The 15,000-nt window shown below is 58.5% G+C and carries 11 protein-coding genes; 6 read left to right on the top strand and 5 right to left on the bottom strand.

The features are described 5' to 3' along the window. Window positions 1-8: 8 nt before the first annotated feature. The gene (locus tag JZX89_RS18690; RefSeq protein ID WP_207134991.1) at window positions 9-4,769 is read left to right on the top strand and encodes an NAD-glutamate dehydrogenase; all 4,761 of its coding nucleotides are present in this window, start codon (window positions 9-11) and stop codon (window positions 4,767-4,769) included. A 109-nt stretch (window positions 4,770-4,878) separates the two neighbouring features. After that, the gene (locus JZX89_RS18685) at window positions 4,879-6,255 is read left to right on the top strand and encodes an MFS transporter (protein ID WP_207134990.1); all 1,377 of its coding nucleotides are present in this window, start codon (window positions 4,879-4,881) and stop codon (window positions 6,253-6,255) included. A gap of 60 nt (window positions 6,256-6,315) precedes the next feature. Here JZX89_RS18685 and phaR read toward each other — a convergent pair whose 3' ends face one another. Beyond that, window positions 6,316-6,891: a polyhydroxyalkanoate synthesis repressor PhaR gene (gene phaR / locus JZX89_RS18680; RefSeq protein WP_003520279.1), complete on the bottom strand. Its 576-nt coding sequence runs from the start codon at window positions 6,889-6,891 to the stop codon at window positions 6,316-6,318. A 242-nt stretch (window positions 6,892-7,133) separates the two neighbouring features. On the opposite strand from phaR, the gene JZX89_RS18675 reads away from it, so the two are divergent. The 4 genes from JZX89_RS18675 to bfr all read left to right on the top strand — a co-directional run bounded on the left by JZX89_RS18675 (window position 7,134) and on the right by bfr (window position 10,197). Then, window positions 7,134-8,315, top strand: coding sequence for an acetyl-CoA C-acetyltransferase (locus JZX89_RS18675; protein WP_207134989.1), 1,182 nt, complete (start codon window positions 7,134-7,136; stop codon window positions 8,313-8,315). A gap of 127 nt (window positions 8,316-8,442) precedes the next feature. Beyond that, entirely contained in the window at window positions 8,443-9,168 is a 726-nt protein-coding gene (gene phbB / locus JZX89_RS18670; RefSeq protein WP_207134988.1) for an acetoacetyl-CoA reductase, read from the top strand. Window positions 9,169-9,434: 266 nt separating this feature from the next. Further along, window positions 9,435-9,746, top strand: coding sequence for a (2Fe-2S)-binding protein (locus JZX89_RS18665; RefSeq protein WP_080600126.1), 312 nt, complete (start codon window positions 9,435-9,437; stop codon window positions 9,744-9,746). After that, the gene (gene bfr, locus JZX89_RS18660) at window positions 9,712-10,197 is read left to right on the top strand and encodes a bacterioferritin (protein WP_046799648.1); all 486 of its coding nucleotides are present in this window, start codon (window positions 9,712-9,714) and stop codon (window positions 10,195-10,197) included. The genes JZX89_RS18665 and bfr overlap by 35 nt, the downstream gene beginning before the upstream one ends. A gap of 48 nt (window positions 10,198-10,245) precedes the next feature. Here bfr and JZX89_RS18655 read toward each other — a convergent pair whose 3' ends face one another. The 4 genes from JZX89_RS18655 to JZX89_RS18640 all read right to left on the bottom strand — a co-directional run bounded on the left by JZX89_RS18655 (window position 10,246) and on the right by JZX89_RS18640 (window position 14,895). Beyond that, window positions 10,246-10,758: an RNA pyrophosphohydrolase gene (locus JZX89_RS18655; protein ID WP_153515450.1), complete on the bottom strand. Its 513-nt coding sequence runs from the start codon at window positions 10,756-10,758 to the stop codon at window positions 10,246-10,248. 56 nt (window positions 10,759-10,814) lie between these two features. Beyond that, the gene (locus JZX89_RS18650) at window positions 10,815-12,014 is read right to left on the bottom strand and encodes a divergent polysaccharide deacetylase family protein (protein WP_207135048.1); all 1,200 of its coding nucleotides are present in this window, start codon (window positions 12,012-12,014) and stop codon (window positions 10,815-10,817) included. Window positions 12,015-12,179: 165 nt separating this feature from the next. Further along, the gene (locus JZX89_RS18645; protein ID WP_153515449.1) at window positions 12,180-13,508 is read right to left on the bottom strand and encodes a S41 family peptidase; all 1,329 of its coding nucleotides are present in this window, start codon (window positions 13,506-13,508) and stop codon (window positions 12,180-12,182) included. After that, entirely contained in the window at window positions 13,498-14,895 is a 1,398-nt protein-coding gene (locus JZX89_RS18640) for a murein hydrolase activator EnvC family protein (protein ID WP_149900404.1), read from the bottom strand. The genes JZX89_RS18645 and JZX89_RS18640 overlap by 11 nt, the downstream gene beginning before the upstream one ends. Window positions 14,896-15,000: the final 105 nt, after the last annotated feature.

Below are 15,000 nucleotides of genomic sequence, written 5' to 3'. Positions count from 1 at the left end.
CACGTCAAATGGGCTACAGAAATAATCCAAAACGCGAAAAACAGATCGAAAAAGCGCGCCAACAGGCAATTGCCGAAAATGTCCAATTTCTTGATCCAGGTATTCTTTATGGAAGGGCAAGTGCCGACGATATAGAATATTATTCCGCCGAGATGCTGGCGGCGAGCGCGGCTCACAGTTTCCAGGCGCTTTCGCACTGGACCAGAGAGACGCCCCACATCAGCATCACCCAGGTGGAAGGCGTTTCACCGCGCGATATCCCGGTAACCGTCCTGACCATTATCGGCCGCAACATGCCTTTCCTTTATGATTCGGTCATGGGTGAGGTCACCAGCAGCTATCGCGGCCTTTATCTGGCAGTCCACCCCATCCTCGTGCATGATGACGACGCGCAGGCTGGCTACCGCCTTGCGGAACCCGAGGATGATCCCGCCGAGAATATCAGCCTCATCCAGCTGCATATCGCGCCGCTGACACAGCAGGCCGCCGCAGCGCTGGAAGAACGGCTGCGCTTTGTCCTCACACAGGTGCAATCCGCCTATCGTGACTGGCGGCCCATGCTGGCGAAGCTTGACGAGGCGCTGGACGAATTATCGAAGCGCGGCTCCTCGCGGCGCAAGACCGAGCGTACGGAAGCGGTCGAATTCCTCAACTGGCTTCGCAATGACAATTTCACCTTCCTCGGCATGCGGGATTACACCTATTCCGGCAAGGGGAAGAACGCCAGGATCGAACGCGGTGACGGCGTCGGCCTGGGCAGCCTGAGCGATCCGGATGTGCGCGTGCTGCGCCTCGGCAAGAACGCCGTAACGACGACGCCTGAAATTCTCGCCTTCCTGGATGGCCCGGATTTCCTCATCGTCACCAAGGCCAATGTAAAATCCATTGTGCATCGCCGCGCCTATATGGATTATATCGGCATCAAGCGCTTCGATGAGGACGGCAACGTCATCGGCGAATTGCGCATCGTCGGCCTTTTCACCGCCACCGCCTATACGCGTTCTGTTAAGCAGATCCCGCTGCTGCGCGCCAAGATCGCGGATGTCGAGCGGCACTTCGGCTTCGATCCGAACAGCCACTCCGGCCGCATCCTGCAAAACACGCTGGAAGCCTATCCACGTGACGACCTCTTCCAGATCGAGACGGACCTTCTGATCCGCTTCATCGAGCAGATCATGGAACTGAGCGACCGGCCACGCGTGCGCGTGCTTGCCCGTATCGACCGCTTCGACCGCTTCGTATCGGCGATCATCTTCGTGCCGCGCGAAGAGTATAATTCCTATGTGCGTGAGAAGATCGGCGATTATCTGAGCAGGGTCTATGACGGGCATATTTCCGCCTATTACCCCGCCTTCCCCGAAGGTGCAGTCGCCCGCGTCCACTTCATCGTCGGCCGCACGGAAGGCAAGACGCCGCGCATCGCGCAGGACAGGCTGGAAGACGCCGTCAGCGATATTGCGGCACGCTGGATAGACCACCTCGTCACCCTGTCCGAACCGGGCGCACCGGTGCTGGAGGTCGATCAGGCCTATCAGGAAGCCTTCACGCCTGAAGAGGCGATCCGCGACATGCCGGACATTCTGGCGGCCGCCAATGGTGAGCCGGTCCGCATTGAATTCTACCAGCAGGAAGGCCAGCCGGCCGACACGCTGTCGCTGAAAATTTTCCACCGCGACGGCCATCTGCCGCTTTCGCGCCGTGTGCCGCTGCTCGAAAATCTCGGCTTCAACGTCATCAGCGAGCGTACCTTCGACATCGGTGTCGTTTCAGATGACGGTAAGCGCGACATCGTGCTGCACGACATGGAGCTATCCGTCGCGGCGGGCACGACACTCGACCTGCCGCATGACGGACCGAAACTCGAGGAAGCCTTCCTTGCCGCCTTTTCGGCCAAGGTTGATAATGACAACTTCAACCGGCTGATCCTCGCCTGCGGCCTGTCCGTGCGCGAAGTCTCTGTTTTGCGCGCCTATGCACGCTACCTTCGTCAGACCGGCATTGTTTATTCGCAGGAGCATATTTCCGAAACGCTCTTCAAATATCCGGCCATTTCCCGTAATATTTTCGCGCTGTTCAAGGCTGGCTTCGACCCGTCTATCGACGAAAAGAAGCGGCTGAAGAAACTTGCCGAAATACACAAGGCGATCGAAGCGGCATTGAGCGGCGTTCCCAATCTCGATGAAGACCGCACGCTGAGGCGTTACGTCAACGCCATCGACGCGACGCTGCGCACCAACTACTTCCAGAAAAATGGCGACGGTACGCCAAGAGACCTCCTGGCGTTCAAGTTCGATCCGAAACATCTGGACGGCCTGCCTGATCCGCGTCCCTTCCGCGAAATCTTCGTCTACGGAACCGAGGTCGAAGGCGTGCATCTGCGCTTCGGCAAGGTCGCACGCGGCGGTCTGCGCTGGTCGGATCGTGGCCAGGATTACCGCACCGAAGTGCTCGGCCTCGTCAAGGCGCAGCAGGTCAAGAACGCGGTGATCGTGCCCGTTGGCGCAAAGGGCGGTTTCTTCCCGAAGAACCTTTCCGCCGGCGGCTCCCGCGATGAGGTCTTTAATGCCGGACGCGAGGCCTACAAGACCTATATCCGCACCCTGCTCTCGATCACCGACAATATCGTCGATGACGCCATCATACCGCCTGCCGATACGCTGCGGCTCGATGGTGACGACCCCTATTTCGTCGTTGCCGCCGACAAGGGGACAGCGACGTTCTCCGACACGGCGAACGGCCTTGCCCGCGACGCCGGCTTCTGGCTGGACGATGCCTTCGCATCGGGTGGTTCGGCCGGTTATGACCACAAGAAGATGGGCATCACCGCACGCGGCGCATGGGAAACGGTAAAGCGCCATTTCCGTGAAATGGACACCGACATCCAGACCACACCCTTCACCGTGGCCGGCGTGGGCGACATGTCCGGCGACGTTTTCGGCAACGGCATGCTGCTGTCGGAAAAGATCAGGCTCATCGCCGCCTTCGATCACCGCGATATCTTCATCGATCCGGATCCCGATACCGACAAGTCCTTCACTGAGCGCAAACGGCTTTTCGAACTGCCGCGCTCCAGCTGGCAGGACTATGACCGCTCGGCCCTCTCCGGCGGCGCGATGATCATCTCGCGTTCCGAAAAATCGGTAACACTGACGCCGGAAGCCGTGGCCGCCATCGGTCTCGACAAGTCCGCCGCCACGCCCTTCGAGATCATGACCGCCATTCTGAAGGCGCCGACCGATCTCCTCTGGTTTGGCGGCATCGGCACCTATATCAAGGCGGCGGTGGAAACCAATGCCGAGGTGGGTGACAGGGCAAACGACCCCATCCGCGTCAACGCCACCGAACTGCGCGCCAAGGTCATCGGTGAAGGTGCCAATCTGGGCATCACCCAGAAGGGCCGCATTGCCTATGCGCTTTCGGGCGGACGTTGCAATTCCGATGCCATCGACAACTCGGCCGGGGTGAATTCCTCCGACGTCGAGGTCAACATCAAGATCGCGCTCGCCTCCGCCGTCAATACCGGTCGCTTGACGATGCCGAAGCGCAATCAGCTTCTTGCCTCCATGACGCCGGAAGTGGCGCAGCTGGTGCTGCGCAACAACTACCTGCAATCGCTGGCGATCTCGCTGACGGAACGGCTGGGGCTCGCAAACCGCGAAGAACTTGGCCGCCTGATGGGCGCGCTGGAGGCAACCGGACAGCTGAACCGCAAGGTGGAAACCCTGCCTGATAATGCCGAGTTCAGCGAAAGATATGCCTCTGGCAAGCCGCTGACCCGACCGGAAATCGGTGTGCTTCTGTCTTATGCCAAGCTGACGTTGTTCGACGCACTGGTGGCAAGCCCGCTGCCGGATGAGCCTTATCTCCAGCATCTGCTCGTCGACTATTTCCCGGCCAAGATGCAGAAGAACTATGCGGACGATATCAAGGCGCATCGCCTGCACCGTGAAATCGTTGCAACCGCGCTCGCCAACGCCGTGGTCAACCGCGGTGGTCCGGGCTTCGTGCAGAAACTTGGCGATGCAAGCGGTCTTCTGGCAGCTGACGTCGTCAAGGCGGCCGTCATCGTCGAGGATGGTTTCGGCCTCAAACGTCTGTGGAGTGAGGTCGACGCGCTTGATGGCAAGATCGGGGGACAAGTCCAGAACGGGCTTTATGCCACCATTGCCCGCATCTTCTCCGATGCAAGCAGGCTTTACCTCCAGACTCGAAGCGCGGGCGCTGCAACAGGCGACATGGCGACCGAGATCGAGCGCCTGAAAACCGCCATCAAGACGCTGTCGCCTGCAGCGGCGAAATATCGCCGCGAGCTTGGCGTCACGGAAATCGACGGCGTTCCTTCCACCCTTCTGGAAGAGCTGGATACACTTTCCCTGCTGGTCTATGTGCCAGAGATCATGCGGATCGCCGAAAGTGCGGACACGACGCTTGCCCGCGCCGCCGAAAGCTATGCCACCGTTTCCTCGACCTTCCGTGTGGCACGCCTGCTGGACTCCAGCCAGCGCATCGCACCGGCCGATCATTACGAGAGCCTGGCTCTTCTGCGCAGCCAGGACCAGATCTCCTCCTCCCGACGCCGGATCGTCATCTCTGCGCTGACGGAATATGCAAAGGAGAAAGATCCGGTTCAGGCCTGGTATGCCGCCGACCGCGTGCGGGTGAACCGCATCGTTTCCGAGCTGGGTGCACTCAGCGAAAGTGGCGATACCAACCTCGCTCGCCTGACGGTGGCGGCGGGGCTGCTTGGCGATATCGTTCAGGCGCGCTGATCGGCAGTCTTAAAAACGCCATCCGGGTTACCGACCCGGATGGCGAAAAACGAAGCGGATGACCGGCATCCCGCACTCTATCCTCCCCGATTATCCGATAGGACGATGAATGACTGTCCCCTACCCAAACGCGGAAACAGTGGTTGCCAAACGCGGCATCTGGGGCTGGGTCATGTTCGACTGGGCGGCGCAGCCGTTTTTCACGGTCGTCACCACGTTCGTTTTCGGGCCTTATTTCGTCGCCCGTCTCACCGATGATCCGATTTCAGCGCAGGCGACATGGAGCAATATGGCGACGGTCTCCTCGATCATCATCGCCCTCTTCTCCCCCATCCTCGGCTCCATCGCCGATCAGTCCGGCGCACGCAAACCGTGGATCGCCTTTTTTGCCGTCATCAAGATCGTCAGCCTCTTTTTCCTCTGGTTTGCAGCGCCAGGCTCACCGCTTATCCTGCCGATCATCTGCATGATCCTCGCCTCCATCGCGGCAGAATTTTCTATCGTCTTCAACGACTCCATGATGCCGCGACTGACCAACCCGCAAAATGTCGGGCGCATTTCCAATCTCGCCTGGGGACTGGGTTATCTGGGCGGCATGGTGGTGCTGATTGCGGTGGTGACGCTTCTGGCCGCCAACCCGCAGACCGGGCTGACCATCGCCGGCATCAAACCACTTTTCGGTCTCGACCCGGCAACCGGCGAGGACGCCAGAATAACCGGTCCGCTCGCTGCGCTCTGGTATCTCATCTTCATTCTGCCGATGTTTCTGTTAACCCCGGACGCCGAAAAGGGCCTGCCCTTTGCAGCGGCGATCCGCTCGGGCCTTTCAGAACTCAAGATGACACTCCGCGAACTGCGTTACCGCCCGACGCTGTTGCGGTTTCTGATCGCGCGCATGCTCTATCAGGATGGCGTGAACGGCGTGCTCATTCTGGGCGGAGCGTTCGCCGCTGGCATGTTCGGCTGGGCGACGATGGAAATCGGCCTCTTCGGCATTCTCCTCAACGTCGTCGCCATCGCAGGCTGCTTTGCCGCCGGGCGGCTCGATCAGAAACTCGGATCGCGCATCACCATCCTCATCAGTTTGGTGCTGCTGCTGCTCGCCACGCTCGGCATCGTCTCCACGGAAAAGGGCTCGACCCTGTTTGGCTGGATACAATTATCGACGGCGGACAATGGCGGCATCTTCGCGACAGGCGCGGAAAAGGCCTATCTGCTGTATGGCGTCCTGATCGGCCTCGCCTTCGGCCCCGTCCAAGCCTCGTCCCGCTCTTATCTCGCGCGCAATATCACCGTGGCAGAAGCGGGCCGTTATTTCGGCATTTACGCGCTTTCCGGGCGTGCCACGAGTTTCATGGCGACGCTGTCGTTTTCCATAGCAACCTATATAAGCGGCTCCGCCCATATCGGCATGGCCACGCTCATCGTATTTCTGGGGGCTGGATTTCTACTGTTGCTGCGCGTGCCGGAAAGAACGGCAGGCTAAAAGTTCGAAGCAGCAGCCGATGCGGTTGATCAAACCCGACATCGGCCCGCACAAGACAGATCAGAGCTGATCCAGTTTTTGCTGCAATGCGCGCAGCTGTGCCTTCAGCTCATCGATTTCGGACGCGTTCGGCTTGCGGGTTTCCTTTGGCGCCTGCGGCATTGCGAAAGGCGTGAATCCCTGCATCGCCTGCCGGAACAGTTCCGTATTACGGCGGATCTGTTCTTCCATCATCTGCAGCGGCGCCTGAAAATTCCGGGCAAGCGAACCGTCGCCGAACGCCTTAGCCATATGCTCCTGCATCTGGCTCTGCTGATCCGAGAATGTCTTCATCGAATGTTCGAGAAATGTCGGCACGACCATCTGCATCTGATCACCGTAGTAGGAGATCAATTGCCGCAGAAACGCCGTCGGCAGTAACGTATTGCCGGTTTTGGCTTCCTGTTCGACGATGATCTGCGTCAGAACCGCATGGGTGATGTCTTCGGACGACTTGGCATCCTGAACCTTGAAGTCCTCGCCGCGCTTGACCATCTGCGCCAGATCATCGAGCGTCACATAGGTGCTGGTGCCGGTATTATAGAGCCGCCGGTTGGCGTATTTTTTAATGATTGTTTCGCCGTCGTGTTTCGCCATGCCCGCCTCCTCGCGATGATGGTATTTTCTTTTTTTTGGTCTTAGTGCTCTTCCCGGCGCAAAGTGTATGCGCAAAACGAGCCCTCTGACAAATGTTTTGTGCATCGCAACAGTTTGTTTTTTGCGCAGCAATTTTCCGCAAGATTCCCAAGTGATTTAGCAACATCTTTTAAAGCAACTTTCGGCATTTGACTTGTATTGAAAGCTTTGCCAGTCTCCGCCCGCATGTGAGGAGAATAGAGATGACCCTGCCTTCAATCGTGATTGCCAGCGCCGCGCGCACTGCTGTCGGTTCCTTCAATGGCCACTTCGCCAACACACCCGCCCACGAGCTGGGGGCAACCGTCATCAATGCCGTGCTGGAACGCGCGGGTGTTGCGGCAAGCGAAGTCGATGAAGTCATTCTTGGTCAGGTGCTGACGGCTGGCGAAGGGCAGAACCCGGCCCGGCAGGCGGCCATGAAAGCCGGCATTCCGCAGGAGGCGACCGCCTTCGGTCTCAACCAGCTCTGCGGCTCCGGCCTGCGCGCCGTCGCCCTCGGCATGCAGCAGATCGTTACCGGCGATGCGGCCATTATCATCGCCGGCGGTCAGGAATCCATGTCCATGGCGCCCCATTGCGCACATTTGCGCGGCGGCGTGAAAATGGGTGATTTCAAGATGATCGACACCATGCTGAAGGACGGCCTGACCGACGCATTCTATGGCTATCACATGGGTATCACCGCCGAAAACATCGCCCGCCAATGGCAGCTTTCCCGCGATGAACAGGATCAATTTGCTGTCGCATCGCAAAACAAGGCCGAAGCGGCACAGAATGCCGGCCGTTTCGCCGATGAAATCGTCGCCTTCACGGTCAAAGGCCGCAAGGCCGATACCGTCATTGATGCAGACGAACATATCCGCGCCGGCGCTTCGCTGGAAACCATGGCAAAGCTTCGCCCCGCCTTCGACAAGGAAGGCACGGTGACAGCAGGCAATGCCTCCGGCCTGAATGATGGCGCAGCCGCCACACTTTTGATGTCGGAGCAGGAAGCGGCAAAGCGCGGCATCAAGCCGCTGGCGCGTATCGCCTCCTGGGCGACGGCGGGCGTCGATCCGCAGATCATGGGCACCGGCCCCATCCCCGCCTCCCGAAAGGCGCTGGCCAAGGCCGGCTGGTCGATCAACGATATTGGTCTTGTCGAGGCCAATGAAGCCTTTGCCGCCCAATCTTGTGCGGTCGTGCGCGAACTGGGCCTTGATCCTGATATCGTCAACGTCAACGGTGGTGCAATCGCCATCGGCCACCCGATCGGCGCTTCCGGCGCACGCGTCCTGAATACGCTGATTTTCGAGATGCGACGCCGCAACGTGTCCAAGGGCCTAGCAACACTCTGCATCGGCGGAGGCATGGGCGTCGCCATGTGCATTGAGGCGCTCTGAAACGGCTGCGTGGCTTTCCAAAAATCAATTCCTGTTCGGCGAACAATAGGGTAGAAGCAGCCTCCCATTGGCCGTATTTCTGTGGCCGTTGAGCACGGCAAAAGCAGTTCAGGACATGGAGGCCGATATGAGCCGGGTTGCGTTGATTTCCGGCGGGACGAGCGGCATAGGCGCCGCAATTGCCCGCGCCTTGCAGGCAGCCGGCTACCGGGTAGCCGTCAACTATGCTTTCACGACTGACAGGGCTGAAGCCTTTCAGAAAGAAACCGGCATCCCTGCTTTTCAGTGGGACGTTCGCGACTACGACGCCTGCGTCGACGGTATTGCAAAGGTGGAAGAGGCCTTCGGTCCCGTCGAGGTCCTCGTCAACAATGCCGGCATCACCCGCGATGCGATGTTTCACAAGATGTCGCCGCAGCAATGGCGCGAGGTGATCGACACCAACCTCACCGGCGTCTTCAACATGACGCATCCCGTCTGGCCGGGCATGCGGGATCGCGGTTTCGGCCGCATCGTCAATATTTCCTCGATCAATGGCCAGAAGGGACAGGCGGGGCAGGCCAACTATTCCGCCTCGAAGGCAGGCGATATCGGCTTCACCAAGGCGCTCGCCCAGGAAGGCGCCAGCCGCAACATCACCGTCAACGCCATCTGCCCCGGCTATATCGGCACGGAGATGGTGAGAGCGATACCGGAAAAAGTGCTTGCCGAACGGATCGTCCCGCAAATTCCGGTCGGGCGGCTGGGCGAACCGGAAGAAATCGCCCGTTGTGTCCTGTTTCTCGTTTCCGACGAGGCCGGTTTCATCACAGGCTCCACCATGACGGCCAATGGCGGGCAATATTTCGCCTGAGATCGGCTGCTCCTGAGTTTGGCGGCAGCTAAATCAGTAAACTTTTCGTGATAATTACTCTGGAAATTTTGCCGCGCACAAAAACTTGAGCACGAAACACTGGAAAGTATGGCGCGCTAAACCAATGAAAATACGATAGTTTTTGTATAGTTTAGAATGAATCTAGAAATTCCGCTCCGATTCAAAAGGAGGTTTTTCTTGACATTTGGTGTCCTGTTTTGGTTTAAGAATGAAAACAACGTGTTGCGTCATACAGGCAGTCCATCATGCTGGTTTGCAGCTGCAATTACATCACCGATCACGATATCCGGGACGTCATCAACGAACTCCTCGACGAGGACTGTTGGCAGCTGATCGTTCCTGCGAAAGTGTATCACGCCATGGAAAAACGTGGTCGCTGTTGCGGCTGTTTTCCGACCGTTGTCGACCTGATCATCAAAACCACCGAAGAATATCACGCCCGTCGCCACTCGACTGAGGCCGATGTTTTTGATTTTATGTCCCGCTTGAAGCGATTCCATGAAGAGAACAGGAGAGCGGACATTGAAAGGCGACAAAAAAGTCATCGAGCGGCTTAACGAGGCCCTTTTTCTCGAACTCGGTGCGGTGAACCAATATTGGCTTCATTACCGGCTGCTGAACGACTGGGGCTATACAAAGCTCGCAAAGAAGGAGCGCGCTGAATCCATCGAAGAGATGCAGCACGCCGACAAGATCATTGATCGTATCATCTTCCTCGAAGGTCATCCCAACCTTCAGACGCTGGCTCCGCTGCGCATCGGCCAGAATGTCAAGGAAGTGCTGGAAGCTGATCTCGCGGGCGAATACGACGCCCGGACCTCTTACAAGAAGTCGCGTGACATCTGTTCCGAGGCCGGAGACTACGTCTCCATGAAGCTGTTTGAAGCCCTGCTGATCGACGAAGAAGGCCATATCGACTTCCTCGAAACCCAGCTCGATCTGCTCGGCAAGATCGGCGTGGAAAAATATGGTCAGCTCAACGCCGATTCCGCCAACGAAGCGGAATAAGCTTTCGACATTGGATAAAGAAAAGGCGGCCCATGGCCGCCTTTTTATTTACTTGCCGGAGAGGTGCCGGAACTCTGCGACCACCTGCTCGTAGACCGCGCGCTTGAATGGCACGATCAAATCCGGAAGGCTTTCCATCGGCTTCCAGCCCCAGGCATCAAATTCAGCCGTGTGGCCCGTTGGCGGCGGGTCGATCTGGATTTCACTTTCATCGCCTTCGAAGCGGAAAGCGAACCAGCGCTGCGCCTGCCCGCGATATTTTCCCCTTAGACCGATGCCGATCAGTTCGGGCGGCAGATCGTAGTTGATCCAGTCACTCGCTTCCGCAAGCAAAGTCACCGTCTTCATTCCGGTTTCTTCGTAAAGCTCACGAATGGCGGCCGTCAAAGGCCGCTCGCCATCATCGATACCGCCCTGCGGCATCTGCCACAATTGCGGTGAGCCGTCATATTCGGAATTACCTTCGCTGATGCGTCGACCGGCCCAGACAAGGCCTTCGGCGTTGAGAACCATTATTCCCGCACAGGGGCGATAAGGCAAATCTTCTGCTTTGATTGTCATGGGGAACCCGCATTGCTGAGCGCCGCAAAGGCGCATGAAATAGCCGTGCAGAAGGTTTACTGCCCCGCCTGCTGTGAAACAAGCGCAGAAACGCCAACGATCTCGATACCGCGCCCACCGGATTCCCGCGACCATTTGGAAATCGCGGCGATGCTTTCGTCGAAAGCCGAAGCCACACCAATCGCCTGACCGTTGCGGCGTGCAATTCGCTCCAGCTCATCCAGCTTGCGCAGGATGGCGCTTTCAGTCACTTCGCCATCAAGCAGAACATCGGCAAAACCCTGCGGCGCGGAGATCGCCTTGGCAATTCCGCCGCTCAACGACTGTGCCGATGAAGCATCATCCAGAAACAGCAACCCGCGCTTGCCGATATCGCGCATCACCGGCTCCAGCGCCGCCTGTTCGGCGAGGAAACGCCCGCCAAGATAGTTCATGATGCCGGTATAATTGGTGATTTTCGCCATGGAGCGATGCAGCCGGTCGATGTTGACCTTTGCAGGATCGCCAGCCAGCAGCGTGTCCGGTCCGGGATTGGTGCCGGGATAACCGAAAGGCTCCAGCGGTATCTGCAGAAGGATTTCATGGCCCTCGCGACGCCCTTCCTGCATCCAGCGCTGCAGGCTATTGCCGCTTGCGGCAAAACCAAGCGTCACCTCCGGCGGCAGATCCCGGATCGCCTTTTGCGAACCCGTCTGACTGAGGCCGAGACCACCGACGACAATCGCCACCCGGATACCACGCGCGCCCGACCAGGGCCTCGCATATTGCTCCATTGGCCGCAGGCCATCGGTGCCAACGACCGGCAGCCTTCCGAAAGCGGACTCTTCCAGCAACTCTTCATTGGGACGAGTGGCCATGCGCGGGTCCTGACCATAGGTCTGGCCACTCATCAGCACCGGCCCGTTGGCATCGCGGGGCCTCGGAGAATAGACCGATACGACATTGCCGTCCGGCATGGTTTCCCGGTTGATATTGGCGCCGGAGCGGCCGCTTTCCGGTTTCAGGCCGGCCGTCCCAGCAGAACCGACCCCATCGACGGCCGCCGTTTCAGGCGTGCTTTGGGGCCGCTGTAGCTCAACATCTGGCCCCAACGCCGTCTTCTGCAGGTTGCCTGGCGAAAGCGCCGTATAGACGGAGAGCCCGCCGATTGAGAAAACCACAAGCACGGACAAAACCATAATGACGGAAAAGCGCCGGTTGATACCGACGCTTTTTTTCTGACGACCCAGAAGCGGTTTTCGCAGGTCCGAAGGCAATGAACGGTCCGTCCAAACGGTCAAGGCATGTCACGCAAAACTACGCGGCGGTTTGCGCTAAAGACATGCAAAAAAACAGGGACTTAAAGCAAAAGCAGCGAATCTGGAAATCGCGACCCGCTTTAAGCAATCGAAAAAATGCGCCGGATGGCCGGCGCATCTATCTTACTGCTTGTTGACCACAGCCTTGTCCGGGTTCGGCGGGAAAGACGGATCGGTCTTGCTGCCGCGCAGCAGATCCAGCGCATAATTGAGCTGGATATCGTCCTTGGCTTCCGGCGGAACATAGGCGGAGGAACCCGATCCTTCGTCGGTTTCGCTCTGGCCCTTGATGTGGCCGGAAAGACCGGATTCGCCTTCGGTGGTCACCTTACCCTGCAATTCCGGCGGCAACGGCTGTTCCACCTTGATGTCAGGCGCGATGCCCGTGCCCTGGATCGATTTGCCAGACGGCGTGTAATAAAGCGCCGTGGTCAGACGCAACGCACCGGCCTCGCCGAGCGGAATGATCGTCTGGACGGAACCCTTGCCAAAGGAACGCGTGCCGACAACGGTGGCACGACGCAGATCCTGCAGCGCACCTGCAACGATTTCCGAGGCCGAGGCCGAACCGCCATTGACGAGCACGATCACCGGTTTGCCGTCGGTCAGATCGCCGGCTGTCGCGTTGAAGCGGCGGGTCTCATCCGGATTGCGGCCGCGGGTCGAAACGACTTCGCCGCGCTCAAGGAAGGCATCGGAGACATTGATCGCCTGATCGAGCAGACCGCCGGGGTTGAGGCGCAGATCGAGAACGTAACCCTTCAGCTTGTCTGCCGGTACGTCCGCCTTGATCTTCTTGATCGCCTTTTCGAGATCGTCATAGGTCTTCTCGGTAAAGGAGATGACGCGCAGATAACCGACATTGTCGCCCTCGACGCGGGACTTGACTGCGCGAACGGCAATGACATCGCGCACAACGGTGATGTCGAGCGGCTTGTCGGCACCCTGGCGAATAACCGTGAGCTTGATCGGCGTCTTGACCGCACCGCGCATCTTTTCGACAGCCTGCTCCAGCTTGAGGCCGCGAACCGGTGTACCGTCAATTTCCGAAATGAAGTCGCCAGCAAGAATACCCGCGCGGGAAGCCGGCGTATCATCCATCGGCGAGATGACCTTGACCAGTTCGTTTTCCATGGTCACTTCGATGCCGAGACCGCCGAACTCACCCTTGGTCTGGGTGCGCATGTCGGTGGCATCCTTGGCATTCATGAAGCTGGAATGCGGATCGAGCGAGCTGAGCATGCCGTTAATGGCATTTTCCACCAGCTTTTCGTCATCCGGCGGCGTCACATATTGCGCGCGCACGCGCTCGAACACGTCGCCGAATATCGACAACTCCTTATAGGTCGAAGGCCCGGCCGCCTGTGCCGGCATGCTCGCCGAATAAATCACGCTCATCGCCGTGGCGCCCATAAGCCCACCGATAAGGAGAAGCGAAACCTTACGAATCATTGTGCGCCCTTCCGGTATTTTTTGCGGTCCACCAAGGTTGGGAATCAACCGGCACACCATCTTTCCTGAACTCAATGTAGAGCGTTGGCCGGTCGGTTTCCAGCGCCAATGCTGCTGCACTCGCTACTCTTTTTGCACCCATGGAGGCGATAGGCTCTCCGGAGAACACAAACATTCCCTGTCGTGTCCTCACATTGTCCATGCCCGTCATCACCACGTGATATCCATCACCCGTATTGAGGATGATCATCCGGCCGTAACTGCGAAAATCTCCGGCAAACACCACAAAGCCGTCTGCAGGCGCCGTCACGATGGCTTCCGGTCCGCTCGCGACGACAATTCCCTTGGAAAAGTGGCCAGTACCGTCAGCATCGCCAAAGCGCCGCAGCACCTCGCCCGCAACCGGAACCTCCAGCTTACCCTTCAAACTCGCGAAGGGATATGCGGGCGCAATGCGGTTTTTATCGGGCATTCCAGCAGCCGCTGCGGCACGCTCCTTTTCACGTTCTGCTTCCGAAAGACGGGCCACACGCTGCTCTTCCGCCCGCGCCCTTTCCATTGCTTCCCGCACTGAGGTAATCTCGCCTTCGAGCGAGCTGACCAGACCTTCAAGACTGGTTGCCTTGCCCGCAAGCTCCTCGGATCGCTTGCGTTCCGCCTCCAGCTCAGCCGCCGTCTGTGTATTTCTACGGTCATTTTCGGCAAGCAGCAGGTCGAGGCGTTTTTCCTCTTCTAGACTTGCCGTCATCATACCCGTAAGATCGTCCTTTTCGCGAGCGATTGCCTGCCTCAGATCAGTCAATTCTTTGAGAGCGGAAACCAGCTTGTCGGTTTCACCGCGAATACCCGGAACGACGGCGCCAAGAAGAATGGCGCTGCGCACGGAGGCAAGTGCATCCTCCGGCGAAACGAGAAGGGCAGGTGGCGGGTTTCTACCCATGCGCTGCAATGCGGCCAGAACCTCCGCCAGCACCCCGCGCCTTTCACGTAACGACGCTTTGACGCCGTCCTCTCGAACGGAAAGTTTGGCGAGGCGATCCTCACCGTCGCTGATCTTGGTTTCCAATGCCTTGCGCCGGGCAGCAGATGCGATCAGCTCTTCCCGGATACGGGCGCTGTCCTGATTGAGGGAAGCAATGCTTTCCTCAAGATTGCGGGTCTTGTCCTCCGAAAGGCCGATACTGTCGACCAATTCCTCCAGATCCTGGCGGTTCTGGTCACGACGGTTTTCCAGTGTCTGCAGCTCGTCCGGCGATGAATCGCCGTTCTCGGCCGGAGCCGCGCCCGCATCGTCTCGCGAATAGCCTGGACCGGCCCCAATGACGAAAGCAGCAATAACCGCACCCGCAAGGGCAGCGCGCTGTTTTCGTTGAGACCTCTTGTCCATTTGAACTTTCTTTGATGCCGAAGCAGAAGCACTGATATTAGGGATTTTGCTGCGATCTTCCAAGAGGCCTGAAAGAGGACGCCGGCAAAGGCGTCTGCGCCTTTT

Origin of the sequence: Agrobacterium burrii (genome assembly GCF_017313405.1) — a bacterium.
Taxonomy (GTDB): Bacteria; Pseudomonadota; Alphaproteobacteria; order Rhizobiales; family Rhizobiaceae; genus Agrobacterium; species Agrobacterium burrii.
The sequence above is the reverse complement of the archived record's forward strand: the minus strand, read 5'-3'. Positions and strand labels throughout refer to the sequence as shown.

Bases quoted from the DNA above. Each gene is read 5' to 3' on its own strand.
- phaR (WP_003520279.1), bottom strand. From the start codon at position 6,891: ATGGCGAAACACGACGGCGAAACAATCATTAAAAAATACGCCAACCGG.
- JZX89_RS18675 (WP_207134989.1), top strand. From the start codon at position 7,134: ATGACCCTGCCTTCAATCGTGATTGCCAGCGCCGCGCGCACTGCTGTC.
- JZX89_RS18685 (WP_207134990.1), top strand. From the start codon at position 4,879: ATGACTGTCCCCTACCCAAACGCGGAAACAGTGGTTGCCAAACGCGGC.
- phbB (WP_207134988.1), top strand. From the start codon at position 8,443: ATGAGCCGGGTTGCGTTGATTTCCGGCGGGACGAGCGGCATAGGCGCC.
- JZX89_RS18665 (WP_080600126.1), top strand. From the start codon at position 9,435: ATGCTGGTTTGCAGCTGCAATTACATCACCGATCACGATATCCGGGAC.
- JZX89_RS18645 (WP_153515449.1), bottom strand. From the start codon at position 13,508: ATGATTCGTAAGGTTTCGCTTCTCCTTATCGGTGGGCTTATGGGCGCC.
- JZX89_RS18655 (WP_153515450.1), bottom strand. From the start codon at position 10,758: ATGACAATCAAAGCAGAAGATTTGCCTTATCGCCCCTGTGCGGGAATA.
- JZX89_RS18690 (WP_207134991.1), top strand. From the start codon at position 9: ATGGGCTACAGAAATAATCCAAAACGCGAAAAACAGATCGAAAAAGCG.
- JZX89_RS18640 (WP_149900404.1), bottom strand. From the start codon at position 14,895: ATGGACAAGAGGTCTCAACGAAAACAGCGCGCTGCCCTTGCGGGTGCG.